Origin of the sequence: Salinimicrobium marinum (assembly GCF_014651535.1) — a bacterium.
GTDB classification, from domain to species: Bacteria; Bacteroidota; Bacteroidia; order Flavobacteriales; family Flavobacteriaceae; genus Salinimicrobium; species Salinimicrobium marinum.
The window spans coordinates 47119-69182 of the sequence record NZ_BMXB01000003.1; the positions used below are offsets into that span (position 1 = coordinate 47119).

Below are 22064 nucleotides of genomic sequence, written 5' to 3' on the forward strand. Positions count from 1 at the left end.
TGCCTTTTTATGTTCTTGATTTTAGCTGCTCAAATTCTTCTTTAGTTAAATTGAGGCGCAGGTATGGCCTTCCGAAACTATTTCGCACCACCGCAACTCTATCCAGAATTTGTTTGAGGTCCTCAGTCTTTTCGGTTAGTTTTTTTCTCAGGTCTTTTTCCATTGATTTAGCAGCCAGTAATTCGAAATGGAGAGAGTTGTCATTGGAAAGATCCTGTTGATTCTTTTCTCTGAGAATTTCCTTTTTTGTAATCGGGCTTTCCTGGAAAAGCAACTGGAGCATGGAATGCGTGGGTTTAGTTTGGGTTTTTTCAATATCTTTAAGGATAGCCACTAAAGCATTGATCCTGTCTTTGATCCTTTTCTCCAGGGTGATAAAATTAGGTCCCAATTCCTCTAAAGGAGAAAGTCGATTGACCTTAAAAAAATCAAGCATCAACTGAAGAGTCTCAGACTGTTGTTTGCCTAACTGTCTAGAATAATTTCGGAATTCTTCGGCCGTTTGTAATCTGATCTTAAAGGTGATGTAAGGCTGTTTTTCCATCTCTACGATTTGAAACAGAAAAATTACAAGACAGTGTCCTGTGAAGAAAACAATTTGAAAGTTTTAAGAATAAGGATAGCTCATTAAAATAGAAGTGTTATGGTTTTTAAGGAAAAACTGAGAATATTGTAATGAACTGAAATTCATTGGAAGAATTATAAGAACTGAATGATAGAAAAGTGGTTAAGAATTCCATTTGGCAGAACATTAGTTAGGTTCTTTAAAAGTCATTCTCTTCAAAATGACCCTTTATTTTATCAGCAGTTCTTAAGTAAGATTAAACAGTGAAATTGGGGAAATCACGAAATGGGTCACAACATAAAAATCCTATAGAACTGGTTCTTTATTTTGAACGTTTCCTGAATGAAAGCCGTAAATCCCCACTTGATTTTGATTTTTCATGGAAAGACCACCAAGGTGTGATCACTTATATTTTCAGCCGTTATGAAAATGGCTAGTCCACAACATTTAGGAATGATCCGGGAAAAGTCCTAGGTTACTTAGGCTTGATCCAATGTTGCACCTAAGTTGTACCCATTAAATAAATAAAGGCTCCCGATTTCTCGAAAGCCTTTATTTTACTAGTAGCGAGAACGAGATTTGAACTCGTGACCTCCGGGTTATGAATCCGACGCTCTAACCAACTGAGCTACCTCGCCTTAATGTTCTTCGGGTTATAAATCCGAAATTTTAATTTCCCGATATTATCAGGATTCGCCAACCTGCCTTTCGCTGTAATCCTAAGCTCTCAGCACCTCGGTGGTTTCTTTTAGCGGGTGCAAATATAAAAACATTTTATCTTGTGGCAAATAATCTTTTCTAAAATATTTATTTTGATTTCTTTTAGAGTTACTAATTAATATTTATATTGCCCCGAATCAAAAACAGACCCAAAGAATGGAAGAAAAAATAAAGTATGAATTGGAATTTCCTATCCAGGCTTCCCCATCGTTGTTGTACAATTATATCGCCACTCCTTCTGGTTTGAGTGAATGGTATGCCGACAATGTTAACTCAAGGGGGGAAATGTTCACCTTTATTTGGGAAGGCAGTGAAGAAAAAGCAAAATTGATTAGTAAGAAAAGTGGGGAAAGAGTAAAATTCCGTTGGGTTGCAGATGAGGATACTTCTTATTATTTTGAAATAAGAATTCAGGTGGATGATATTACTAAAGATGTATCTATCATGATCACAGATTTCGCTGAAGAAGATGAGGTGGATGAAGGAAAGATGCTTTGGGAGAATATGATATCAGATTTAAAACAGGTATTGGGATCGGTTTAAAAATCCCATTTTATATAGTACCTTTGCCCGTTGTAAAACGGGTTTTTTTATGATCAATTTGAACGGGCAAACAGTAGCACCCAATGATGCACATCTCTCTGTTACCAACCGGGGGTTCGCCTATGGTGATGCAGTGTTTGAAACTATAAGAGTAGTGAATTCCAAAATAATGTTCTGGGAAGATCATTATTTCAGGCTTATGGCTTCTATGCGAATTATGAGAATGGAAATTCCGGGGAACTTCTCACCCGAATTTCTGGAAGAAGAGATCACCGGACTTTTAAAAGCGAATGGCCTTGAGAATTCTCCTGCACGTATCCGGTTTTCAGTGTATAGAGAAGAAGGCGGATTCTATTCGCCCGAAACTTATCATATCGGATATTTCATCACTGCTGAAGAGCTTCCTTCACCTTTCTATCTCCTGAAGGATGATTTCTATGAAATTGAGCTTTTTAAGGATCATTATGTCAACAGTGGCTTACTTTCTACTTTAAAGACCAATAACAAAGCGCTGAACGTGCTTGGAAGCATCTTTGCAAAAGAAAACGGATACCAGAACTGTCTTATCCTCAATGAGAATAAAAGTGTGGTAGAAGCCCTTAATGGAAACCTGTTCCTGGTAAAAGGAAAAACGATAAAAACTCCTCCTTTGACCGATGGCTGTCTTAAAGGAATCCTTAGAGGCAAATTAATTGAAATAATAAAGACGCTGCCAGATTACACTTTGATAGAAGAATCTATCTCTCCTTTTGAACTTCAAAAAGCAGATGAATTATTTATAACCAATGTTATTGTGGGGATTCAGCCGGTAAACAAATACAGGAAAAAGGAATTTAGGACAGAGCTGACCAAAGAATTGCTCTCTAAACTTAATGTAAAGGCACGGCTGGGATAATCAATTGTATGTAGGGTTTTCGGGAGCATTTGACCAGATTACGTAGTTACCACCTAGTTGTAACATTTTTTCTTTCCAGAAGGTTCTTGGTTTCCGGTTTATAATCTCCCTGTTATCCTGATTTTCAATAACGACCCAGGAACGGGCATTCAACTCTTCATTGAGTTGTTCGTAATCCCATCCCGAATAACCGAGAAAGAATTTGATTTCTTCATTTGTAATAAGATCCTGATCGATTAGCTGTTTCACCGCTTCAAAATTCCCGCCCCAGTAAATTCCACTGGCAATTTCGATACTATCGGGAATAAGATCCGGTACCTTGTGAATAAAGTATAGGTTGTCCTGTTCTACAGGCCCGCCGTTATAGACTTTGAAATTACCTTTGATTTCCGGAACGAGGTCCTGGAGTGAAAAATCCAGCACCTTGTTAAGGATAAATCCAATAGATCCACTCTCGGTGTGGTCTGCCAACAACACAACAGATCTATTGAAGCTTATATCTCCAATGATAGAAGGCTCTGCAACTAAAAGATGTCCTTTGGCTGGTTTTAGTGTTAGCATATTTATATTCTTTCCGTTAAATCTAAAAAAATAATTCTCACATTCAAACGTTGGCCAACATATTTTAACAAAAAAACTCTCCCGGTTGGGAGAGTTTAGTATTTTCTTAGCGTTTGCCTGTATTAGTTTACAGCTTTCTGTAAATCTGCTCCTGCCTTAAACTTCACTACATTTTTTGCAGCAATCTTAATGGTCTTACCGGTTTGAGGGTTTCTTCCTTCTCTGGCAGCTCTTTTAGAAACTGACCATGATCCGAAACCAACTAAAGATACGCGGTCTCCTTTTTTTAGAGATCCTTCTACGTTTTCAAGAAAAGACTCTAAAGCTTTTTTTGCTGCTGCTTTAGAAATCCCGGCGTTTTCTGCCATTGCATCGATTAAATCTGTTTTGTTCATAATTTGAAATTTAGATAGTTGTTGGTTAAACTTTTATTAATTTGCTCTACAAATTTATATGGAAATCTCAGCCGTGCAAGTAATATCAAGGGAAATGCCCTGCATTGTTGATAACTTTGGCAAATTGTTAATAAAGTTGGTTTGTTTTTATCAGAATTTAACGAATTCAGTGTTGATAAGGGTTTACAGTACTTTTGCGTTCGGAAAAAAATTGTATCCGTTTAAAAGATCTTTTACTTCCATTTTCCGTTTTCCGGGCAACTGGATTTCTTTCAGTTTGATAAACCCTTCTTTCACAGGAATTTTTACTTCTTTTTCTACCTGAATTATTTTTCCAATTTCAAGATCGTGGTCCTTTAGTTCTTTTTCTACCCGAAAGATTTTGGCCGTAAGTTCATTGTCCCCGTTAACCATACTTGTCCACGCAGCGGGATAGGGGCTAAGGCCTCTAATGAAGTTGTAGATTTCATCAAGGGGAAGATGCCAGTTTATCTTTGTATTGTCTCTTGTAAGCTTATGTGCTGTTTTTAAATCTCTTGATTCTTTTTGCGGCTCTGTTTTAACCGGACCTTTCTTAATTAGCTGAAGCGTCTTCACCACCAGAGCTGCGCCTGTTTCCATCAGTTTGTCGTGGAGGCTTCCGGCATCTTCCGTAGCATCTATAGTCACTTCTTCCTGAAGGATCATTTCCCCGGTGTCTATTTTATCGTCTATGAAAAAGGTGGAGACTCCGGTTGTTTTTTCTCCGTTGATCAGGGCCCAGTTGATTGGCGCTGCACCCCTGTACTGCGGAAGGAGGGAAGCGTGCAGGTTAAATGTGCCGTATTCCGGAAGCTTCCAAACCACATCGGGCAGCATCCTGAAGGCTACCACTACCTGAAGGTTGGCCTCTAAACCTTTTAATTCTTTCAGAAATTCTTCAGATTTAAGGTTGGTGGGCTGGAGCACCGGTAAATCCTGCTCCATGGCGTATTTTTTCACAGCCGATTGCTGGAGTTTTCTGCCTCTGCCAGCCGGTCTGTCGGGTGCGGTAATCACCCCAACCACATTATATTCCGCCTCCACGATCGCTTTTAGTGTTTCCACAGCAAAATCGGGCGTTCCCATAAATACTATTCTTAGATTTCTCATAGATGTTTCAGTTTATAAGTGTTCGATGGAGTGGTTGCTAAAGCATCCTTTTCCACCAGTAATTGCAATACGCTAACGATATGCTGCTCATCAAAAGGCAGTTTTTCGGCAATCTCCCGGGAAGAATAAGGTTTCTCCTCCAGCAGGCCTACAATAGCATAATATATCTTTTTAATTTTTTCTCTGGAAAGAGGCTCAGGAGTAGCTTGGCATACCGAGCAAATTCCGCAGGGGGACGTATCCTTTTCTCCAAAATAATTCAGCAGCTGTTCACTCCGGCATTTTTGGGTGTTGTGAACATATTCAAGCACGGCTGCTATTTTTTCCTTTTTGGTGCTTTCCTGAAGCTTTATATATGGAGCCAGAGGATTTATGGTGCTTTCATCTTCCCTGGGCACCAAAAATGTTACCGAAGCATCATGTTGTTCATGTTCAAAATCGACTATCTTTTCTTTATGAAGGTGCTGAAGGATCTTAGTTGCTTCGGAAGGAATCGTGCCTGCTTTGGAGCAGATGATCTGTAAATTAATTTCCACTTGGTTTTCAAATACACCGCCGTAAGTTCTCAAAATCGCTTTCACCACAGCTTCAAAATGTGGGTGCGATTCCAGAAAGTACGAAAGCTGATGGTGAGAAATTAGAAATTGTATCCTGGTTTTCTTCTGAAATTGTTCCGATAGCTGAAGCACGCTGGCTCTGTCTAGTAACTGAAGTGTATTGTAGGCTTTTAAAGGATTCAAGTCGTAGGTATGGCAAAAATGTGAGAAATTGAAGTCGTGCCTGCTGCCTTCTCCCTCGCCAAAAGCAATCCTGAAATACGAGATAAGCTTTTTATATACCAGCTTTACAAATGCAACATCGGGCAGGGTAGATAAAAACTGATTCTTAAGCAACGGAACATCACTTTCATTGGTGAGGATCACCGCCCTGGCAGGCTGTTCATCCCTTCCGGCCCTTCCGGCTTCCTGGAAATAACTTTCCAGGCTTTCGGGAAGGTTCATGTGTACCACCGTTCGCACGTTGGCTTTGTCGATTCCCATCCCAAAGGCACTGGTAGCAACCATGATCCGTTTCTCGCCCTTTAACCACTGATTCAGCCGTACCGATTTATCCTTTTTTGAGAGTCCGCCGTTAAAAGCAGCTGCACTATGGCCTTTTTGCTCCAGATAGGTGGAGATTTCTACAGTGGCCTTTCGCGTCCTTACATAGATGATTACTGCTTCCTCGTGTTCCGTTATCAGTTTTTCCAGGTAATAGTTTTTGTCTTCAACCACCCTAACGGAATATCCAATGTTTTTTCGTTCAAAGGACTTTTTAATGATAGCAGTATTTTTCAGCTGCAATTGTTCGACGATATCCTTTACCACCACTTTTGTAGCCGAAGCGGTAAGGGCAATCACATTCACATCGGGTTTTATTTCCCGCAGTACCATGATATTTCTGTAGGCAGGTCTAAAATCGTGGCCCCACTGCGATATACAGTGTGCTTCATCTATTGCGATGAGGTTGACGTTCATCTGCCGAATTCGTTCCTGTACGATATCCTGCTGTAGTCTTTCCGGGGAAAGGTAGAGGAACTTGTAGTTGCCATAGATGCAGTTGTCCAGCAGGGTGTCCAGTTCAGAAAAAGGGATACCCCCTGTAATTGCCAGTGCCTTAATGCCTTTTTCCTTCAGGGCATTTACCTGGTCTTCCATTAAAGCGATCAATGGGGAAACCACAATACAGATTCCAGGGTTGAGGAGCGCGGGGATCTGAAAACAAAGAGATTTCCCTCCACCGGTAGGCAGCAGGGCAAGTACATCTTCGTTGTTTGCTGCTTTTAAGATGATATCTTCCTGCAGCGACCTGAAGGAGCTGTGTCCCCAGTATTTCTCAAGTATTTGCCGTGGCTCCTGCATAATAGATCAGGAAAGGTGGTCAATAATAAAAGAAAAACGTTCTTCTACGCTGCCGGTTGGCACTTCTATAGGATTATAGCCACTTTTTTTGTAATTATCTTCCAGATGGTCGTGTATGGAAACTGCCTGTTCAAAAGATTCGTAGCGCTCATTGTCGCTCACATAAATTTCTTTCCAGGGCGGGAGCAAAAACACAGCATCATAGGAATACTGCTCACAAGCTTCTCTAAAAAGAGGGGGGTATTCATTTCCGAAGTAATCCATATACGCCACCACATCTGGTACACCGCGATCTATAAACACAACTTCAGAATCAAAGTTATCTGCTTCTGCATGTTGCTGAATTCTACCTTCCAGCAGCTTTTGGCTAAAAAGCAAGGGTTGCGCAAGAAATAATTGATCAATGCCTTCTTTCTGGGCCTGTAGGGTAATTTGTCTTGAAATTTCATGAAGACAATGATATCCATTCTCTTCCAAAACTTTAATGATGGAAGTTTTTCCTGTACCAGGGCCGCCGGTAATAACTATTTTCTTCTTTTTCACGTTGCAAATTTCGGGATTTGAATTTGATTTAAAAAATAGATCTTAACTTGGTATCTTTGCAGGATAAATGAAGCAAGACAATTATGAGTGAGCAAAAAGATCCGGAAGAATTTTACGCGAAATTAAGGTCTCAATTATATGATACGGCCCTTTGGCCTTCGGTGTACCTGTACAAATTTATAGTCCCCACCAGCGACGACAAAATTGTAGGGATAGAAAATATTTTTGATAATATGGGTGCGGTGATCACTACCAAAAAATCCAGAAAAGGGAATTATACGAGTGTTTCTGTAAATGTAAAAATGCAGGACCCCGACTCTGTAATCGATAAATATAAAGAAGTAGCTGAAAAAATTGAAGGGGTTATTTCTCTTTAAAAGGGCTTCTGAAGCTTTAAAATCAGAAAATAATACCTACAGTCATAGTTTCCTGAAGAATAATTAGTATTTTGCAGGCGATAAACTTCTACAGTATATTATCACCTTATAACTATCAATTTTGACAAACGAATTAGAATACAACTCTGAAAGGAGTAAATTAATCATTCCTGAATATGGACGTCATATTCAAAAAATGGTGGAACACGCCGTTGAACTGGAAGACGATGAAGAGAGAAACCGTGTTGCGAAAGCAATCATTTCGGTGATGGGGAACCTGAATCCGCATCTTAGGGATGTACCTGACTTTCAGCATAAGCTTTGGGATCAACTATTCATCATTAGTGACTTCAAACTTGATGTTGATAGTCCGTTCCCGAAACCTTCGAGAGAATTACTTGCAGAAAGACCCGACAGAATGGACTATCCGCAGAATTTTCCTAAGTATAGGTTCTACGGGAATAACATTAAACGAATGATTGATGTTGCCAACAGTTGGGAAGAAGGAGATCTAAAGGAGGGTCTTATCTTTACGATTGCCAATCACATGAAAAAATCTTACTTAAGCTGGAACAAGGATACCGTGGATGACAAGGTGATCTTTGACCATTTGAGGGAATTAAGTGGTGGAAAAATTGATGTGAAAGCTACAGAAGAAGACCTTAGTGAAGCATCAGATCTGTTGAGGGGCAACAAAAAATACACGAAAAAGCCGGCGAAAAAGGCACATCGTACCAGAGGCCGCAAACGTTACTAAAAATCACATAAATTTTCATGGGAACTTTTCAAATTGAAGGAGGTCATGCGCTGCGCGGTGAAATAAATCCTCAGGGAGCAAAAAATGAAGCCTTACAGATTGTTTGTGCTGTACTTTTAACTTCCGAAAAAGTAACTATTCACAATATTCCTGATATTCTTGATGTAAATAAGCTCATCAATATTCTTGGAAGCTTAGGGGTAAAGATCGAAAAAATAGGTAAAGGCAGTTATACCTTTCAAAGCGATGAAATAGACCTGGACTACCTTGAAAGTGATAAATTCAAGCAGGAGGGAAGTGGATTACGTGGTTCCATCATGCTGGTGGGGCCGTTGCTTGCCAGGTTTGGGAAAGGATATATTCCAAGACCTGGTGGTGACAAGATTGGCCGACGCCGACTTGATACCCATTTCGAAGGCTTTATAAAATTAGGGGCTGAATTTAAATATAACAGGGAAGAGCGTTTTTATGGTGTGGAAGCACCAAAATCGGGTCTACAGGGAACTTATATGTTGCTGGAAGAAGCATCAGTAACAGGAACTGCAAATATCGTGATGGCCGCTGTACTGGCAAATGGTAAAACCACTATATACAATGCTGCCTGTGAGCCTTACCTGCAGCAACTCTGTAAGATGCTTAACAGCATGGGTGCTAACATTAAAGGCGTAGGTTCTAATTTACTGGAGATCGAAGGAGTGAAATCCTTAAAAGGTTGTACACATCGTGTACTTCCCGATATGATTGAGATTGGCTCCTGGATTGGTCTTGCTGCCATGACCAAAAGTGAGATTACAATAAAAAATGTCTCCTGGAATGATCTTGGGCTTATTCCCGTTACCTTCCGGAAACTGGGGATTAAAGTTGAGCAGAAGGGGGACGATATTTTCATTCCGGCGCATAAGGACGGATATGAAGTTCAGAGTTTTATCGATGGATCCATAATGAATATAAGTGATGCGCCATGGCCGGGATTCACCCCCGATCTTTTAAGTATCATGCTTGTAGTAGCCACCCAGGCACGCGGAAGTGTGCTGATACATCAAAAAATGTTCGAGAGTCGCTTATTTTTTGTGGATAAGCTGATAGACATGGGGGCGAAAATTATTTTATGTGATCCACACAGGGCGACGGTTATAGGTCATGATTTTAAATCTAGTTTGCGGGCAACCACGATGAGTTCTCCCGATATTAGAGCGGGGATTTCATTATTAATTGCTGCACTTTCGGCAAAGGGAACTTCTGTGATACATAATATTGAGCAGATAGACCGTGGTTATGAAGATATCGACGGTAGGTTAAAAGCACTGGGCGCGAAAATCACCCGGGTAGCATAGCCATTTTTATCAGTTTTAAAAGCATTAAAAAAGGCTGCTCAAAATTACTTTGTGCAGCCTTTTTTGCTTAGTTACTACTATTAAAAGCAACCAACTATCGCTGTTGGTGATCTTTCATCTCTTCTTTTTTCCTCTTCAGTTGTTTTTCTACATCTTTTACAGATTCTGCTGCAGCTGCTTCAAAGCTTTCTTCATTTGAAGAGGCGTGAATAATTGGGCCAGGCAGACTAAGTCTAATAGCGCAGGTTTTTCCTTTACCGGTGTTGTCATTTTCTTCTTTAAACAACACATCTGCACTTATAATAAAATCATATTTGTTTTCCAGTTTATCTAATTTTCGCTGTACCAGTTGCTCAGCAGAGATTTGCGAGTCGGTATTTACAAATTGAATTTGTGTCTTCATAATAAGTAATTTTCTGTTTAATATCTATTCCTGAAGATACCAAAATTGCCGGAAACAGCCTTCAAATTAATAATATTATAACGCTGATTTGTGAGGCTTTTTTATCTTTTTTAATTTCTGCTGAAATGGCTTCAGATTAATAAATTTTTTTGGAATCAATCCTGATTGTGAGATGCTACAAGCTCAAAATCCAATGTACCGTCTTCCTGTAATTCGTAGCTGTAAATAGATTCTCCGGCAATATGTCCGTCATCATAATGCGCCAGCACCCAACTATCGGTAAGGACTTTAATATGCCTGAACTCCATGGTTCCTCCAAGAACAGCATCTAAGGGGATCATTTCGGGATATTCCCTAAGACTGCCCGAAATGAATTCTTCCGGATTCTCCATATCCTCAAATTCCCTTCCGAAGTAAATGGGAAAGTCATTTTCCGTTTCTGGATTTTTAGCTAATTTCTGCAGGGAATCTGATACTTGTTTTTGCTGTTCTAAAGCATCAGTTAGAGAATCATTTTTCCTGTGGGCCTCTTCCAGTTCCCGGTTTTCTTCTCGGCATGAGCCTAAAGTAAGGATGAGGAGAAATAACATAAAGGGGGCGGAATACTTTTTTAAGCTGCTATTCATCGTAAATGTTGCTGTAGGGGTTTCCCGGGGTCACAAAAAATTCACCGGTCACATAGCGGTAGTGACGGTCGAGTTTGGTGATCTCCTTCATGTCATCTTCATCCAGTCTTATCTCTGCACTTTGTAAATTTGAAAGCAGGTGGTCCTTGCTCGTAGACTTGGGGATCACTGCTGTGCCTCGTTCCAGGTGCCATCTTATGAGAATCTGGGCAGGGGAAGCATTATGCTTTTCTGCAATTTTTTGAATGGTCTCATTTTCTAAAAGAGAAGGTTCGTCTTCTGCTTTCATTTGTTGAGCGCGATCACCGCTGCCCAGAGGTGAAAAAGCAGTAAGCCTTATGTCCTTGGTCTGGCAAAAATCCAGGAGCTGTGGTTGCTGTAAAAAAGGATGCAGCTCTACCTGGTTTACTTCGGGGTCATCGCTGGTTTGAGCCATAAGGTTATTCAGTTTTTTCTCACTAAAATTTGATACGCCCACATGTTTTACCAGCCCCTGTTCTTTAGCTTTCAGTAATTCTTTCCAGGTTTCTATAATTGGTGCTTCTTCCAGGGAAAGATAATCGTCATCATTCTTCGGGGAGGCTACTCCGGGTTTAAATGCAACCGGCCAGTGAATAAGATACAAATCAAGATATTCCAGCTGAAGATCGCTAAGGCTTTGCTTTAAAGCCGGAATCACATCCTCTTTTTTGTGAGAGTCATTCCATAATTTTGAAGTGATCCATACCTCTTCCCGCTTCACTTTTCCTTCTGAAAAGACCTTATTAAAAGCTTCTCCCACTTCTTTTTCATTGCCATAAGTGGACGCGCAATCAATATGCCGGTATCCATTATTCAGGGCGATTTCGATTGCTTTTCCTACTTTCCCTTTTTCCGATTTCCAGGTACCAAGGCCTATGGCAGGCATCTTGTCCCCGTTTCTGAATTTTATGTTCATTTCTATATTTTGATTAGTGTTTCAGGAATGAATTTAAGAAGGAATGGCCGTAGCTTAAAACAAAAGCCGGCTTTTAGCACAACTTTAATACCCTCTTACCGCGCACGGTGCGGGTGGAATTCCTCCATTACCTGCTTTAAATGCGAACGGTCTACGTGCATGTAGATTTCGGTGGTGGTAATGCTTTCGTGTCCAAGCATTTGTTGAATAGCCCTTAGATCGGCTCCATTTTCCAGTAAGTGGGTGGCAAAAGAATGCCTGAAAGTGTGCGGACTTACCTTTTTGTATATTCCGGCTTTTTCTGCCAGCACTTTAATGATAGTAAAGATCATCGCCCGGGTTAATTTTCTTCCGCGCCGGTTGAGGAATAGCGTATCTTCAAAGTCTTTTTTTACCGGAACATGCGGCCGAATGTGATGAAGGTAGAGCTCTATGTATTTCTGAGTATGTGCAGCTATGGGAACGAACCTTTGTTTATCACCTTTTCCGGTAACCTTGATAAAACCTTCTTCAAAGAAAAGATCTGATACCTGAAGGTCAATCACTTCTGAAACCCTTAATCCGCATCCGTAGAGCGTTTCCAGGATGGCCCTGTTTCTTTCCCCTTCGGGGGTGCTAAGGTCAATAGCGGCAATCATTAGATCAATTTCTTTGGTAGAAAGCGTGTCGGGAAGTTTACGTCCTGTTCTGGGAGATTCGATTAGATCCAACGGATTGGTAGTCCGGTAATCTTCAAATACCAAAAATCCGAAAAAGCTCCTTAATCCCGAAATGATCCTTGACTGGGACCTTTCATTGACTTTTTTTGCAATTTCATACACGAAATGCTGGATTTCTTCTTCTGAAATAGCAACCGGAGAAACATTAATTTTTTTTTCCTCTAAAAACCTGATCAGTTTGAGAACATCAAGGCTGTAACTATTTATGGAATTCGCTGAAAGTCCGCGTTCAAGCCTCAAATAATGCTTGTAATCCTTTAAAGAATCTTCCCATTTCATAGGGCAAAGGTAGCAAGTTTGCCGGATAGTGTTAGTAATACTTTAATAAGAATCTTAGTTTTCCTTAACAAGTGCAGGCTTACATTTGCAATGTAATATTAAAACAGAAAATTATGAAAAAGTCAATTTTAGTTTTAGCAATGATAGTTTTTAGTACTAGCATTGTATCAGCACAAGAGTTTGTAAAATTTGGAGCGAAAGGTGGAGTGAACTTCACAAATATGACTTCAGATGGTTTTGATGATAACAGTAGCCGTACAGGTTTCCATTTAGGATTATTGGCCGAGGTGCCTGTGAGCGAGCGATTCTCTATTCAGCCAGAGGTGCTTTATTCTACACAGGGAACAGAAGCCGAGGCAGAATTTATGGGATCTACCTACTCAGGAGAGTATAATCTTGATTATATTCAAGTTCCTGTACTAGCCAAAATCTATTTGTTCCGCGGATTATCTCTTGAAGCAGGACCTTCTTTTAACTTTCTTGTAGACGAAGAAGTGAATGTGGATACACCGGCAGGAGAAGGTTCTACTGATACCGATTACGGTAGTACTTTTGAATTCGGTGGAGCTGTTGGTCTTTCTTTCAACTTTACAGACCAGTTCTTTGCAAGTGCAAGATATACCCAGGGATTCACAGATGCTTTTGATAGTGATAACTGGGATGATGATGCTGTAAAAAACAACGGATTTCAATTAGGAGTTGGATTTATGTTCTAAACAGTAACTGAATTTTAAACTATGGAGAGGCGAAAACAATGTTTTCGCCTCTTTTGTTTTTCTCAGGAATAAATTTGTTAGTAGGTAAGATGCCCAGCATCAAATATTTATGTAACTTAGATAGTGTTAACCACTCAAAAAAAACAGCATGAAAAAAATAATAGTAGTATTCGCATTTGTGTTTATCGCTGCAGGATCGGCATATTCACAGGGAGATCTAAAACTTGGATTTAACGCCGGTTTGCCTACGGGAGACAGCAGTGATATCTCGAGCTTACAGGGTGGCCTGGATGTGGCATATCTTTTTGATGTAGCTGGTTTCGTGGAGATCGGTCCACTGGCAGGATATTCCCGTTTTATAGGCGATTCTGGGTATGATGACTTCAATTACATTCCGGTTGCTGCTTCAGGAAGACTGAGTTTACCCATGTTTTTCGTGGGACTGGATCTCGGGTATGCATTAGCGACAGATGATAACATGGATGGCGGAGTCTATTACCGGCCCAAAGTTGGTTTTGGAATTGCCATGGTGAATCTCATTGCTTCCTATTCCGGAATTAGTACCGATGGTGCTAATATTTCTTCTGTCAACCTGGGAATTGAATTGAGTCTGTAACTATGGGGTATCATATAATCTTTTGAGGCTCTTCAAAAAGCTTTAAAATGTTTATTCTGGATAATTTTCGGAAAATCATTATTCTGATTTTTAAATTTTATTGGAATCTGAAACTCCCGAAGCTTCGGGAGAGGCTGTCGAAAAAGAGCTTTTTGGACAGCCTTTTTTTATGCCTTTATTTTTTACCTTTACCTTATGAAACTACTTATACTTAACGGCCCCAACTTAAATTTGCTGGGCAGCAGAGAACCGGATATCTACGGAAAAGGTAATTTTGAAGATTTCTTTCGCGAACTTCAGCAAAAATACAAAGATCGGGAACTGGTTTACTTTCAGTCCAATATTGAGGGAGAGATTATTACAAAGCTACAGGAAGCCGATCAAGGTTTTGACGGGGTTATTCTGAATGCAGCGGCTTATACTCATACTTCCGTTGGAATAGGGGATGCGGTCAAAGCGATACAAACCCCTGTGGTGGAAGTGCATATATCTAACATTCATTCCCGGGAAGATTTTAGGCACAAATCCTTTATAGCGCCCAATGCGAAAGGCGTTATTGTAGGCTTCGGACTCCAGGGATACGAGCTGGCCATTCAAAGTTTTTTATAATGAAAAAGGCTTTTCTAAACTGGAGCAGCGGCAAGGATTCGGCATTTGCACTTTATAAACTGCAGCAGGAAAAGGAATTTTCGGTTGAAAAACTGGTTACCACGGTAAATTCCGATCTGGACAGAATTTCGATGCACGGCCTGCGGAAGGATTTGCTGCTGAAACAAGCAGAGAACCTGAATATACCCCTTCATATCATCCCGCTTTCCGGAAAGGTATCCATGGGTACGTATAATGAGGTGATGGAAGCAGAGACTTTAAAGCTTGCTTCTGAAGGATTCCAGTATAGCATTTTTGGGGATATTTTTCTGGAAGACCTGAAAAAGTACCGGGAAGATCAACTTCAGAAAACTCCTCTGCAACCCGTTTTTCCGTTATGGAAGCGCGATACGAAAATCCTGATGAAGGAATTTTTAGCCGCCGGATTCAAAGCCATCACGGTTTGTGTCAATGCAAAGTTGCTGGATCAATCTTTTTGCGGCAGACTTATTGATGAAAGTTTCCTGAATGATTTACCGAAGGGTGTAGATCCCTGTGGTGAAAATGGCGAATTTCATACGTTTGTCTTTGATGGTCCTATCTTCATGGAACCGGTAAGATTTGAAAAAGGTGATTTTGTGCAACGTACTTACAAACCCGAAAAAGAAGAAGAGGATAACTGTTTTAAGGAAAAGCAGGAAAACTGGGATACGAGCTTCTGGTACTGTGATTTGCTGGCTCTATAGAAGTACTCAGGACCAAGTAAACAGTATTCCGTGAAAAGTGGGAATTTCAGAATAAATCTGATTTTTCACTCGAATAAAAAAATGAGGCTGTCTAAAAAGCTTTATCAACGTCAATCTGAACGAATGAATAGCTTTTTAAACAGCCTCATAGCTGTTTCAGGATGTGAGATTTATAATTCACATCTGATATCTCATATCTATAAATGGATCACTTCGCCATAGGCATCTGCCACGGCTTCCATTACTGCTTCACTCATGGTTGGGTGAGGGTGAATCGCTTTCAGCACTTCGTGTCCTGTGGTTTCAAGTTTTCTTCCCAGAACGGCTTCAGCGATCATATCTGTCACTCCGGCGCCAATCATGTGGCAACCTAACCATTCTCCGTATTTTGCATCAAAGATTACTTTTACAAATCCATCGGGAGTTCCGGCAGCTTTTGCTTTTCCGGATGCAGAGAACGGGAATTTTCCAACTTTCAGTTCATATCCTGCTTCCTTCGCCTGCTTTTCGGTCATCCCTACAGAAGCAATTTCAGGAGAGGCATAGGTACAACCGGGAACATTTCCGTAGTCAATTGGCTCTACGTTCATTCCGGCGATCTTCTCAACACAGGCAATTCCTTCCGCAGAAGCAACATGTGCAAGGGCTGGCCCCGCAACAACGTCTCCAATGGCATAGATCCCCTGAACATTTGTTTGATAGAAATCGTTTACAAGAATTTTATCACGTTCGGTTTTGATACCAAGATCTTCCAAACCTATGTTTTCAATATTTGTTTTGATCCCGACAGCTGAAAGTACAACATCGGCCTCCAGGGTTTCTTCCCCTTTTTTGGTCTTTACAATAGCTTTCACCTTCTTTCCGGAAGTATCAACGCTTTCTACAGAAGAATTCGTCATTACTTTAATTCCGCTTTTTTTGAAGCTACGCTCAAATTGCTTTGAGATATCTTCATCCTCTAACGGCACCAGGTTTGGAAGGAATTCCACCACGGTAACATCTGTTCCCATGGAATTGTAGAAATGTGCAAATTCCACCCCAATAGCACCAGATCCAACAACGATCATGGATTCCGGTTGTTCTTTAAGGGTCATGGCTTCACGGTAACCAATTACTTTTTCACCATCCTGTGGTAAATTTGGTAGTTCACGTGAACGGGCACCGGTAGCTACGATAATATGGTCTGCTTCGTAATCGGTCTTTTTATCATTCTTATCGGTTACTGTAATTTTCTTGCCCGATTTCAATTTTCCGAAACCTTCGATAACATCGATCTTGTTCTTTTTCATAAGAAACTGAACACCTTTGCTCATTCCGTCGGCTACATTCCGGCTACGCTTTACAACAGCGCTAAAATCCTTATCTGCTTTTTCAATCGTTAGCCCGTAATCCTCTGCGTGATTGAGATAATTAAAAACCTGAGCACTTTTCAATAATGCTTTTGTTGGAATACATCCCCAGTTGAGGCATACCCCGCCTAGGCTTTCTTTTTCTATTACAGCGGTTTTAAAACCTAGTTGTGAAGCCCTGATGGCAGTCACGTAGCCTCCCGGGCCACTTCCTAAAACAATGATATCGTATTTGCTCATAGTTGAATTTTTGTACTGAATTGAGAAGCGAATTTAAGGAATTTAACCATAAACCGAAAGCCTTTCAAAGCCTTAAGCGGCTAACTTCAAAAGAAAAGGGGAAATCTATTTGATTTCCCCTTGGTTATCTGCCTTCAAATGTTCAAAAGAACATTTAAAGTATGCTTTATTGTTTAATCTTAACTGTTGGTACTTCTCTCTCATTTACTTTCAAAGCAGACATTACAGCGTCATAATTTGCTACATCAATGTTGTTATCTGATGCAAAAGTAGCTGGAAGAATTGCAATCCTGAAAACCTGATTGTCTGTGTAGGTGGCATTTAAAGTAGAAACATCAACATCACCATCCAGATAAATATATGTACTAAAATAGGTGTAGTCGTAATTATATTGCATACTTCCTCCGCCATCTACATAGCGGGTTTGAGGTAGTGGACTCCATATATCCACAGGTTCTCCTTCTGCCTCTCCGTCATTTCCTGTCAACAAATATACATGCACCACATCGGTTTCGAAAACATCTTCATCTGTGAAATCTTCATAAAAAGCCTCCAGACTATAATTATTGTCCTCGGTAAAATCTCCTTCTATATCAAAAACAATCCCGACCAGACCATCCTCTCCCGGAGGTCCTGGAGGTCCCGGAGGCCCTTGTGGTCCTACATCATCAGATGAGCAGGAGGTAAGTGCAAAAGTTGCAAGGGTAAAAAAAGTAAGTAATTTTTTCATGATTTGTTGTTTTTAGGTTCAAAATCTATACTGGCAGAATTTACACAGTAGCGTTGGCCGGTATCTGTTGGCCCGTCGTCAAACACGTGGCCCAGATGACTTCCACAGTTTGCACATAAAATTTCTGTACGAATCATCCCGAAGCTCTTATCCTGCACATATTCAATGCTGCCTTCAATAGCATCATCAAAACTGGGCCATCCGCAATTGCTTTCGAACTTTTGGTCATCTTCGAAAAGTTTGTTACCACAGGCGGCACATTTATACTCGCCTTGGTCAAAATGCAGGTTGTATCTTCCAGAATGTGGAGCTTCGGTTCCTTGTTGTCTTAGTACTCGATACTGTTCTTCGGAAAGTTTTTCCTTCCATTCCTGTTCAGATCGTTGTACCGGATAATCTTTCTTCATAGTATTATACTTTTTTTAAATTTAAAAAACAGCAGGTGATTTTCTCTTAAACAATTTGTAAACTTTAATTGCTGAATATCACTGCCTGATCCAGAACTAGCCTGATTTCAAAATTATTCGTTGTCCGGAATAAAATCCATAGCCACACCATTGATGCAATGCCTTTTACCGGTAGTGTTTTTGGGTCCGTCATTAAAAACATGGCCCAGGTGTCCGCCGCATTTGGAACAAATTACCTCGGTTGCCGGGAAACCTCCGGTCCTGTCTGGTTGATAGGCTACATTTTCTTCAGATATAGGGCGGTCAAAGCTTGGCCATCCGGTTCCGCTTTCAAATTTGTGTTTGGTTTTATAAAGTGCATTTCCGCAGGCAGCACAAACGAAAGTACCCGGTTGGGAAATTCTGTTTAACTCACTGGAAAATGCTCTTTCGGTACCTTTTTTTCGAAGTATCTGAAATTCAGCTTTACTTAATTCAGCTTTCCATTCAGATTCAGATTTTGTTACCTCAAATTCCTTTTTGTTGCTTTTATCCTGCTGTGCATTGCTGTTACAGCTAAGGCTAATTGCGGCAACGAAAACCAGTATTATCTTTTTCATCCTGAGTTTTTTATACTCAGGAGCAAATATTATACCGTAAGGAACTGAATAATCTCAGAAATCACTTTTTGATCGCCCAGGATCTTACGGTGTCCTAGTTTTTCTGTAATGAGAAGTTCACTGTTTTCCAGACGGGCATCAATGTCGTAGGCTGCTTCAATTGTCACGTCCACATCGTTTTTATCATGGATTACAAGGGTTGGTATCTTTACTGCTTCGGCAGAAACAGCTCCGGAATAATTATCCATATCCTCACCCAGTTTTTCATCAAGATATTTTTTCATTCTTTTTGCCACTTCATCATTCAGTTTCATGTTTCGGGCAAATTCTTTTGTGGTATGAGTAATGGAATTAGCGGTGCCAATAATCACCAGTTTTTCAATATCGAGACCATCTTTTACCGCTTTTAAAGAGGCCATTCCACCTAAAGAGTGTCCTATGGCTGCTTCAAAAGGACCGTACTTTTGCTCCAGAAAAAGCACCGATTCACTAAAATAAGGCATCATACTCGTTTTTCCGGGAGCTTTACCATGTGCAGGTGCATCAAAACTTACCACACTATATCCATTTTTAAGTAGCTCTTTTGCAATAACAGCAAGCTGCGTCCCCCGCCCGCTCCAGCCATGGACCAACAGTATCTTTTTTGGAGAATCGCCGTATTGGTACACCACAATTTCATGGTCAATGGAAGGTACTTTAAGCGTCTCCTGTGTACTCTTTTTGTCCATTTCCATTTCCCGTTTAGGAAGCTTGTATTTAAAGGGAGTTAAAAACAATTTGGCAGCAAACCGGCTGGCTAGAAATGGGGAAACAGCTGTTAAAAATTTTCCGGTGTATAAAATATAAGAAGGCACAAGCAGGCGCTGTACCGGAGTATTGTCTTTTTTCTCTTTAGTCATAGGTAGTTATGGAAATAAGGGGTGCAAGTTAAGCATTTGATGTTAGTTAAATTGTAGCCCTTACAGGCTTTTAACAAAATTGGCCGTATTTTTGTTAAACCTAATTTAAACCGGCTTTTAAAGAAGACTGGAATATGTAACTTTAACAAAAATAACACATCATATGAAAATCAAGCAATTAGTATTTTTATTTAGTTTCCTGTTCATGGTATCTGCCTGTAAGACAAATCCTTTTACAGGGGAACGCAACCTGAATTTTGTTTCTAATTCTCAGATTTTTCCGGCTTCTTTTGAGCAATACGATCAGGTTTTAGACCAGAGTCAGGTAGTAACAAATACTGCGGAATCCCGAATGATCAAAAACGTGGGACAAAAAATAGCCGTGGCTGCTGAGCGTTTTTTGAATGCCAACGGCCATGAAGGCTATACCAACGATTACCAATGGGAATTTACCCTTATAAAGGATGATGAGCAGGTAAATGCCTGGGCTATGCCGGGGGGTAAGATTGCATTTTATACTGGAATCATGCCCATTGCAAAAACTGAAACCGGAGTCGCTGCTATTATGGCGCACGAAGTAGCACATGCGCTGGCCGATCATGGAGCGCAACGAATGAGTACCGCACAATTACAACAAGTTGGAGGCGCCGTGCTTGGAGCTGCCGTAGGTGGTAGAAGTGAATCTACACAACAAATTATTGCACAGGCATATGGTTTGGGAAGCCAGTATGGAGTAATGCTTCCTTTTAGCAGGAGCCATGAATCTGAAGCAGACAGAATCGGGCTTACCCTTATGGCTATTGCCGGATACGAACCCGGAGAAGCAGCCAACCTTTGGAGAAGGATGCAGGAGCAGAGTGGAGGACAGGCACCACCGGAGTTTCTTAGTACTCACCCCAATCCGCAAACAAGGATTAATAATATTGAAGAATGGGCACCCGCAGCCAGGGCCGAAGCTCAGAAGTATGGAATCACTTCCTTCAGAAGAGATTAATTTCTAATTTATGTAATTACTCCTAAGATAAATCTGAATTTAGAGAATTTTCCGGAACTTGTTATTACAAGAATATATTCTAATTTAGAGCTGCCCAAAAAGGGCAGCTTTTTTAATTTCCACAAATGAAGAACCTCCCGAAAGGAAGTAAAAAATTATTGAATGCATGGGCATTTTATGATTGGGCAAACTCTGTTTACAGCCTCGTAATAGCATCGGCAATTTTCCCCATATTTTATGCCGCTCTTACCATTGTAAAGGATGACACCGGAGTAAAAATTGATGATACCGTAAGGTTTCTTGGATTTAATTTCAATAATGATGCGCTTATAAGTTATGTTACTGCAGCAGCTTTTATGGTAGTTGCAGTGATTTCTCCATTTCTCTCGGGAATAGCCGATTACGTGGGAAATAAGAAAAATTTTTTGAAATTCTTCTGTTACCTGGGGGCAGGTTCCTGTATTGGTCTTTACTGGTTTACCCTGGAAAATCTCTGGTTCGGATTACTGTGTTATTTTTTTGCCCTCATTGGATTCTGGGCCAGCCTTGTGTTTTATAATTCCTACCTGCCTGATATTGCTTTTCCCGAACAACAGGATAAGGCCAGTGCAAAAGGATTTTCTTTAGGATACATAGGCAGTGTGATCCTGCTGGTTTTTTGTTTGCTTATGATCCTTAATTATAAATGGTTCGGCTTTGAAGATGAATCTTTTCCTACGCGATTTTCATTTGTTCTCACGGGAATCTGGTGGATTGGGTTTAGTCAGATTTCCTATTATTATCTTCCAAAAGGGAATAAAAAGCAACGTCTTACCAATGATGTGCTTTTTAACGGCTTTAAAGAATTAAAAACTATCTGGCATTCCCTGCAGCATAACCTCCAGCTTAAAAGATATCTTGGCGCATTTTTCGTTTATAGTATGGCGGTGCAAACTGTGATGCTGGTCGCAACTTACTTTGGGATTGAAGAAGTGGACTGGAGCGGACAGGACGCTACGACAGGACTTATTATCAGCATACTCTTAATACAGCTGGTGGCTGTGGCCGGTGCAACGCTTACTTCCTTTATTTCGGCTAAAGTTGGAAACATTCAAACGCTGGTGGGGATCAATATCATCTGGATCCTTATTTGTGCGTATGCTTATTTCGTGGAAACACCGGGTCAATTCTATATGGCAGCAGGATTTGTTGGGCTTGTCATGGGAGCCATTCAGGCACTTTCAAGATCTACCTATTCAAAAATGCTTCCGGAGAATACGCTTGATACTGCGAGCTATTTCAGTTTCTATGATGTAGCGGAAAAAATCGGGATTGTGATTGGGATGGTTTTGTATGGCTTTATTGCCCAGGTAACGGGAAGCATCCGTTATTCAATTTTGTTCCTGGCCACCTTCTTTATCATCGGGGTTATTTTGCTGCTTCGGGTTCCGCGGAATAACCACCCAATAAAAAACCTCTGAAGCCATATGTTCAGAGGTTTAGCATTCTCAGTTT

General features: G+C 40.5%; 27 protein-coding genes and 1 tRNA gene. 12 read left to right on the top strand and 16 right to left on the bottom strand.

Annotated elements, in window-relative coordinates; translation table 11 throughout:
• Window positions 1–7 precede the first annotated feature (7 nt).
• On the bottom strand, window positions 8–544 hold the full coding sequence (locus tag IE056_RS06650; RefSeq protein WP_189603921.1) for a BfmA/BtgA family mobilization protein: 537 nt from the start codon (window positions 542–544) through the stop codon (window positions 8–10).
• Window positions 545–834: 290 nt separating this feature from the next.
• On the opposite strand from IE056_RS06650, the gene IE056_RS06655 reads away from it, so the two are divergent.
• Window positions 835–1002, top strand: a complete 168-nt coding sequence (locus tag IE056_RS06655; protein ID WP_229793677.1) for a hypothetical protein — start codon at window positions 835–837, stop codon at window positions 1000–1002.
• A 127-nt stretch (window positions 1003–1129) separates the two neighbouring features.
• Here IE056_RS06655 and IE056_RS06660 read toward each other — a convergent pair.
• Window positions 1130–1203 (bottom strand) — tRNA-Met (locus IE056_RS06660).
• Between the two features lie 238 nt (window positions 1204–1441).
• On the opposite strand from IE056_RS06660, the gene IE056_RS06665 reads away from it, so the two are divergent.
• Window positions 1442–1828, top strand: a complete 387-nt coding sequence (locus IE056_RS06665) for an START-like domain-containing protein (protein WP_189603923.1) — start codon at window positions 1442–1444, stop codon at window positions 1826–1828.
• 49 nt (window positions 1829–1877) lie between these two features.
• Window positions 1878–2723, top strand: coding sequence for an aminotransferase class IV (locus tag IE056_RS06670; RefSeq protein WP_189603924.1), 846 nt, complete (start codon window positions 1878–1880; stop codon window positions 2721–2723).
• Here IE056_RS06670 and IE056_RS06675 read toward each other — a convergent pair whose 3' ends face one another.
• The 5 genes from IE056_RS06675 to IE056_RS06695 all read right to left on the bottom strand — a co-directional run bounded on the left by IE056_RS06675 (window position 2724) and on the right by IE056_RS06695 (window position 7254).
• Window positions 2724–3284, bottom strand: coding sequence for a YqgE/AlgH family protein (locus IE056_RS06675; RefSeq protein WP_189603925.1), 561 nt, complete (start codon window positions 3282–3284; stop codon window positions 2724–2726). It lies immediately after the preceding gene.
• 122 nt (window positions 3285–3406) lie between these two features.
• Complete coding sequence (locus IE056_RS06680) at window positions 3407–3679, bottom strand: HU family DNA-binding protein (RefSeq protein ID WP_057483012.1); 273 nt, start codon at window positions 3677–3679, stop codon at window positions 3407–3409.
• Between the two features lie 183 nt (window positions 3680–3862).
• Complete coding sequence (gene fmt / locus IE056_RS06685; RefSeq protein WP_189603926.1) at window positions 3863–4810, bottom strand: methionyl-tRNA formyltransferase; 948 nt, start codon at window positions 4808–4810, stop codon at window positions 3863–3865.
• Entirely contained in the window at window positions 4807–6711 is a 1905-nt protein-coding gene (locus tag IE056_RS06690) for a RecQ family ATP-dependent DNA helicase (RefSeq protein WP_189603927.1), read from the bottom strand. The genes fmt and IE056_RS06690 overlap by 4 nt, the downstream gene beginning before the upstream one ends.
• A 6-nt stretch (window positions 6712–6717) precedes the next feature.
• A complete protein-coding gene (locus tag IE056_RS06695) occupies window positions 6718–7254 on the bottom strand; it encodes an AAA family ATPase (protein ID WP_189603928.1) in 537 nt (178 codons plus the stop codon).
• Between the two features lie 83 nt (window positions 7255–7337).
• Here IE056_RS06695 and IE056_RS06700 point away from each other — a divergent pair, with 83 nt between their 5' ends.
• The 3 genes from IE056_RS06700 to murA all read left to right on the top strand — a co-directional run bounded on the left by IE056_RS06700 (window position 7338) and on the right by murA (window position 9722).
• The gene (locus IE056_RS06700) at window positions 7338–7631 is read left to right on the top strand and encodes a DUF493 family protein (protein ID WP_189603929.1); all 294 of its coding nucleotides are present in this window, start codon (window positions 7338–7340) and stop codon (window positions 7629–7631) included.
• Window positions 7632–7752: 121 nt separating this feature from the next.
• Window positions 7753–8388 (top strand): DUF4290 domain-containing protein, encoded by a 636-nt coding sequence (locus IE056_RS06705; protein WP_189603930.1) that lies wholly within the window; start codon window positions 7753–7755, stop codon window positions 8386–8388.
• A gap of 17 nt (window positions 8389–8405) precedes the next feature.
• Window positions 8406–9722, top strand: coding sequence for a UDP-N-acetylglucosamine 1-carboxyvinyltransferase (gene murA, locus IE056_RS06710; RefSeq protein WP_189603931.1), 1317 nt, complete (start codon window positions 8406–8408; stop codon window positions 9720–9722).
• Between the two features lie 94 nt (window positions 9723–9816).
• On the opposite strand, the gene IE056_RS06715 is transcribed toward murA, so the two are convergent.
• From IE056_RS06715 to xerD, 4 genes are all read right to left on the bottom strand, one after another.
• Window positions 9817–10125, bottom strand: coding sequence for an HPF/RaiA family ribosome-associated protein (locus IE056_RS06715; protein WP_189603932.1), 309 nt, complete (start codon window positions 10123–10125; stop codon window positions 9817–9819).
• Window positions 10126–10280: 155 nt separating this feature from the next.
• On the bottom strand, window positions 10281–10715 hold the full coding sequence (locus tag IE056_RS06720; RefSeq protein WP_189603933.1) for a hypothetical protein: 435 nt from the start codon (window positions 10713–10715) through the stop codon (window positions 10281–10283).
• A 28-nt stretch (window positions 10716–10743) separates the two neighbouring features.
• Window positions 10744–11688, bottom strand: a complete 945-nt coding sequence (locus IE056_RS06725) for an aldo/keto reductase (protein ID WP_229793678.1) — start codon at window positions 11686–11688, stop codon at window positions 10744–10746.
• A gap of 95 nt (window positions 11689–11783) precedes the next feature.
• Window positions 11784–12686 carry a site-specific tyrosine recombinase XerD gene (xerD, locus tag IE056_RS06730; RefSeq protein ID WP_189603934.1) on the bottom strand — a complete coding sequence of 301 codons (903 nt, stop codon included), beginning with the start codon at window positions 12684–12686 and terminating at the stop codon, window positions 11784–11786.
• A gap of 113 nt (window positions 12687–12799) precedes the next feature.
• Here xerD and IE056_RS06735 point away from each other — a divergent pair, with 113 nt between their 5' ends.
• From IE056_RS06735 to IE056_RS06750, 4 genes are all read left to right on the top strand, one after another.
• Window positions 12800–13402, top strand: a complete 603-nt coding sequence (locus tag IE056_RS06735) for a porin family protein (RefSeq protein WP_189603935.1) — start codon at window positions 12800–12802, stop codon at window positions 13400–13402.
• Window positions 13403–13550: 148 nt separating this feature from the next.
• Window positions 13551–14018 carry a hypothetical protein gene (locus IE056_RS06740; protein WP_189603936.1) on the top strand — a complete coding sequence of 156 codons (468 nt, stop codon included), beginning with the start codon at window positions 13551–13553 and terminating at the stop codon, window positions 14016–14018.
• A gap of 195 nt (window positions 14019–14213) precedes the next feature.
• Window positions 14214–14627, top strand: coding sequence for a type II 3-dehydroquinate dehydratase (gene aroQ / locus IE056_RS06745; protein WP_189603937.1), 414 nt, complete (start codon window positions 14214–14216; stop codon window positions 14625–14627).
• A complete protein-coding gene (locus IE056_RS06750) occupies window positions 14627–15352 on the top strand; it encodes a Dph6-related ATP pyrophosphatase (protein ID WP_189603938.1) in 726 nt (241 codons plus the stop codon). Before aroQ ends, IE056_RS06750 begins: the two co-directional genes overlap by 1 nt.
• Window positions 15353–15549: 197 nt before the next feature.
• Here the strand turns inward: IE056_RS06750 and lpdA are convergent, their stop codons facing one another.
• From lpdA to IE056_RS06775, 5 genes are all read right to left on the bottom strand, one after another.
• Window positions 15550–16941 carry a dihydrolipoyl dehydrogenase gene (gene lpdA / locus IE056_RS06755; RefSeq protein WP_189603939.1) on the bottom strand — a complete coding sequence of 464 codons (1392 nt, stop codon included), beginning with the start codon at window positions 16939–16941 and terminating at the stop codon, window positions 15550–15552.
• A gap of 166 nt (window positions 16942–17107) precedes the next feature.
• Window positions 17108–17671 carry a collagen-like protein gene (locus tag IE056_RS06760; protein ID WP_189603940.1) on the bottom strand — a complete coding sequence of 188 codons (564 nt, stop codon included), beginning with the start codon at window positions 17669–17671 and terminating at the stop codon, window positions 17108–17110.
• Entirely contained in the window at window positions 17668–18078 is a 411-nt protein-coding gene (msrB, locus tag IE056_RS06765) for a peptide-methionine (R)-S-oxide reductase MsrB (RefSeq protein ID WP_189603941.1), read from the bottom strand. Before msrB (IE056_RS06765) ends, IE056_RS06760 begins: the two co-directional genes overlap by 4 nt.
• Window positions 18079–18191: 113 nt before the next feature.
• Complete coding sequence (gene msrB / locus IE056_RS06770) at window positions 18192–18677, bottom strand: peptide-methionine (R)-S-oxide reductase MsrB (RefSeq protein WP_189603942.1); 486 nt, start codon at window positions 18675–18677, stop codon at window positions 18192–18194.
• A 29-nt stretch (window positions 18678–18706) separates the two neighbouring features.
• Window positions 18707–19576, bottom strand: coding sequence for an alpha/beta hydrolase (locus tag IE056_RS06775; RefSeq protein WP_189603943.1), 870 nt, complete (start codon window positions 19574–19576; stop codon window positions 18707–18709).
• 163 nt (window positions 19577–19739) lie between these two features.
• Between IE056_RS06775 and IE056_RS06780 the strand changes: the two genes are divergently transcribed.
• Window positions 19740–20570, top strand: coding sequence for a M48 family metallopeptidase (locus tag IE056_RS06780; protein ID WP_189603944.1), 831 nt, complete (start codon window positions 19740–19742; stop codon window positions 20568–20570).
• Window positions 20571–20695: 125 nt separating this feature from the next.
• Complete coding sequence (locus IE056_RS06785) at window positions 20696–22030, top strand: MFS transporter (RefSeq protein ID WP_189603945.1); 1335 nt, start codon at window positions 20696–20698, stop codon at window positions 22028–22030.
• Window positions 22031–22064 lie beyond the last annotated feature (34 nt).

Coding starts and splice junctions, on each gene's coding strand:
- IE056_RS06650 (WP_189603921.1), bottom strand. CDS start 544: ATGGAAAAACAGCCTTACATCACCTTTAAGATCAGATTACAAACGGCC.
- IE056_RS06665 (WP_189603923.1), top strand. CDS start 1,442: ATGGAAGAAAAAATAAAGTATGAATTGGAATTTCCTATCCAGGCTTCC.
- IE056_RS06670 (WP_189603924.1), top strand. CDS start 1,878: ATGATCAATTTGAACGGGCAAACAGTAGCACCCAATGATGCACATCTC.
- IE056_RS06675 (WP_189603925.1), bottom strand. CDS start 3,284: ATGCTAACACTAAAACCAGCCAAAGGACATCTTTTAGTTGCAGAGCCT.
- IE056_RS06680 (WP_057483012.1), bottom strand. CDS start 3,679: ATGAACAAAACAGATTTAATCGATGCAATGGCAGAAAACGCCGGGATT.
- fmt (WP_189603926.1), bottom strand. CDS start 4,810: ATGAGAAATCTAAGAATAGTATTTATGGGAACGCCCGATTTTGCTGTG.
- IE056_RS06690 (WP_189603927.1), bottom strand. CDS start 6,711: ATGCAGGAGCCACGGCAAATACTTGAGAAATACTGGGGACACAGCTCC.
- IE056_RS06700 (WP_189603929.1), top strand. CDS start 7,338: ATGAGTGAGCAAAAAGATCCGGAAGAATTTTACGCGAAATTAAGGTCT.
- murA (WP_189603931.1), top strand. CDS start 8,406: ATGGGAACTTTTCAAATTGAAGGAGGTCATGCGCTGCGCGGTGAAATA.
- IE056_RS06715 (WP_189603932.1), bottom strand. CDS start 10,125: ATGAAGACACAAATTCAATTTGTAAATACCGACTCGCAAATCTCTGCT.
- IE056_RS06720 (WP_189603933.1), bottom strand. CDS start 10,715: ATGTTATTTCTCCTCATCCTTACTTTAGGCTCATGCCGAGAAGAAAAC.
- IE056_RS06725 (WP_229793678.1), bottom strand. CDS start 11,688: ATGAACATAAAATTCAGAAACGGGGACAAGATGCCTGCCATAGGCCTT.
- xerD (WP_189603934.1), bottom strand. CDS start 12,686: ATGAAATGGGAAGATTCTTTAAAGGATTACAAGCATTATTTGAGGCTT.
- IE056_RS06735 (WP_189603935.1), top strand. CDS start 12,800: ATGAAAAAGTCAATTTTAGTTTTAGCAATGATAGTTTTTAGTACTAGC.
- IE056_RS06740 (WP_189603936.1), top strand. CDS start 13,551: ATGAAAAAAATAATAGTAGTATTCGCATTTGTGTTTATCGCTGCAGGA.
- aroQ (WP_189603937.1), top strand. CDS start 14,214: ATGAAACTACTTATACTTAACGGCCCCAACTTAAATTTGCTGGGCAGC.
- IE056_RS06750 (WP_189603938.1), top strand. CDS start 14,627: ATGAAAAAGGCTTTTCTAAACTGGAGCAGCGGCAAGGATTCGGCATTT.
- lpdA (WP_189603939.1), bottom strand. CDS start 16,941: ATGAGCAAATACGATATCATTGTTTTAGGAAGTGGCCCGGGAGGCTAC.
- IE056_RS06760 (WP_189603940.1), bottom strand. CDS start 17,671: ATGAAAAAATTACTTACTTTTTTTACCCTTGCAACTTTTGCACTTACC.
- msrB (WP_189603941.1), bottom strand. CDS start 18,078: ATGAAGAAAGATTATCCGGTACAACGATCTGAACAGGAATGGAAGGAA.
- msrB (WP_189603942.1), bottom strand. CDS start 18,677: ATGAAAAAGATAATACTGGTTTTCGTTGCCGCAATTAGCCTTAGCTGT.
- IE056_RS06775 (WP_189603943.1), bottom strand. CDS start 19,576: ATGACTAAAGAGAAAAAAGACAATACTCCGGTACAGCGCCTGCTTGTG.
- IE056_RS06780 (WP_189603944.1), top strand. CDS start 19,740: ATGAAAATCAAGCAATTAGTATTTTTATTTAGTTTCCTGTTCATGGTA.
- IE056_RS06785 (WP_189603945.1), top strand. CDS start 20,696: ATGAAGAACCTCCCGAAAGGAAGTAAAAAATTATTGAATGCATGGGCA.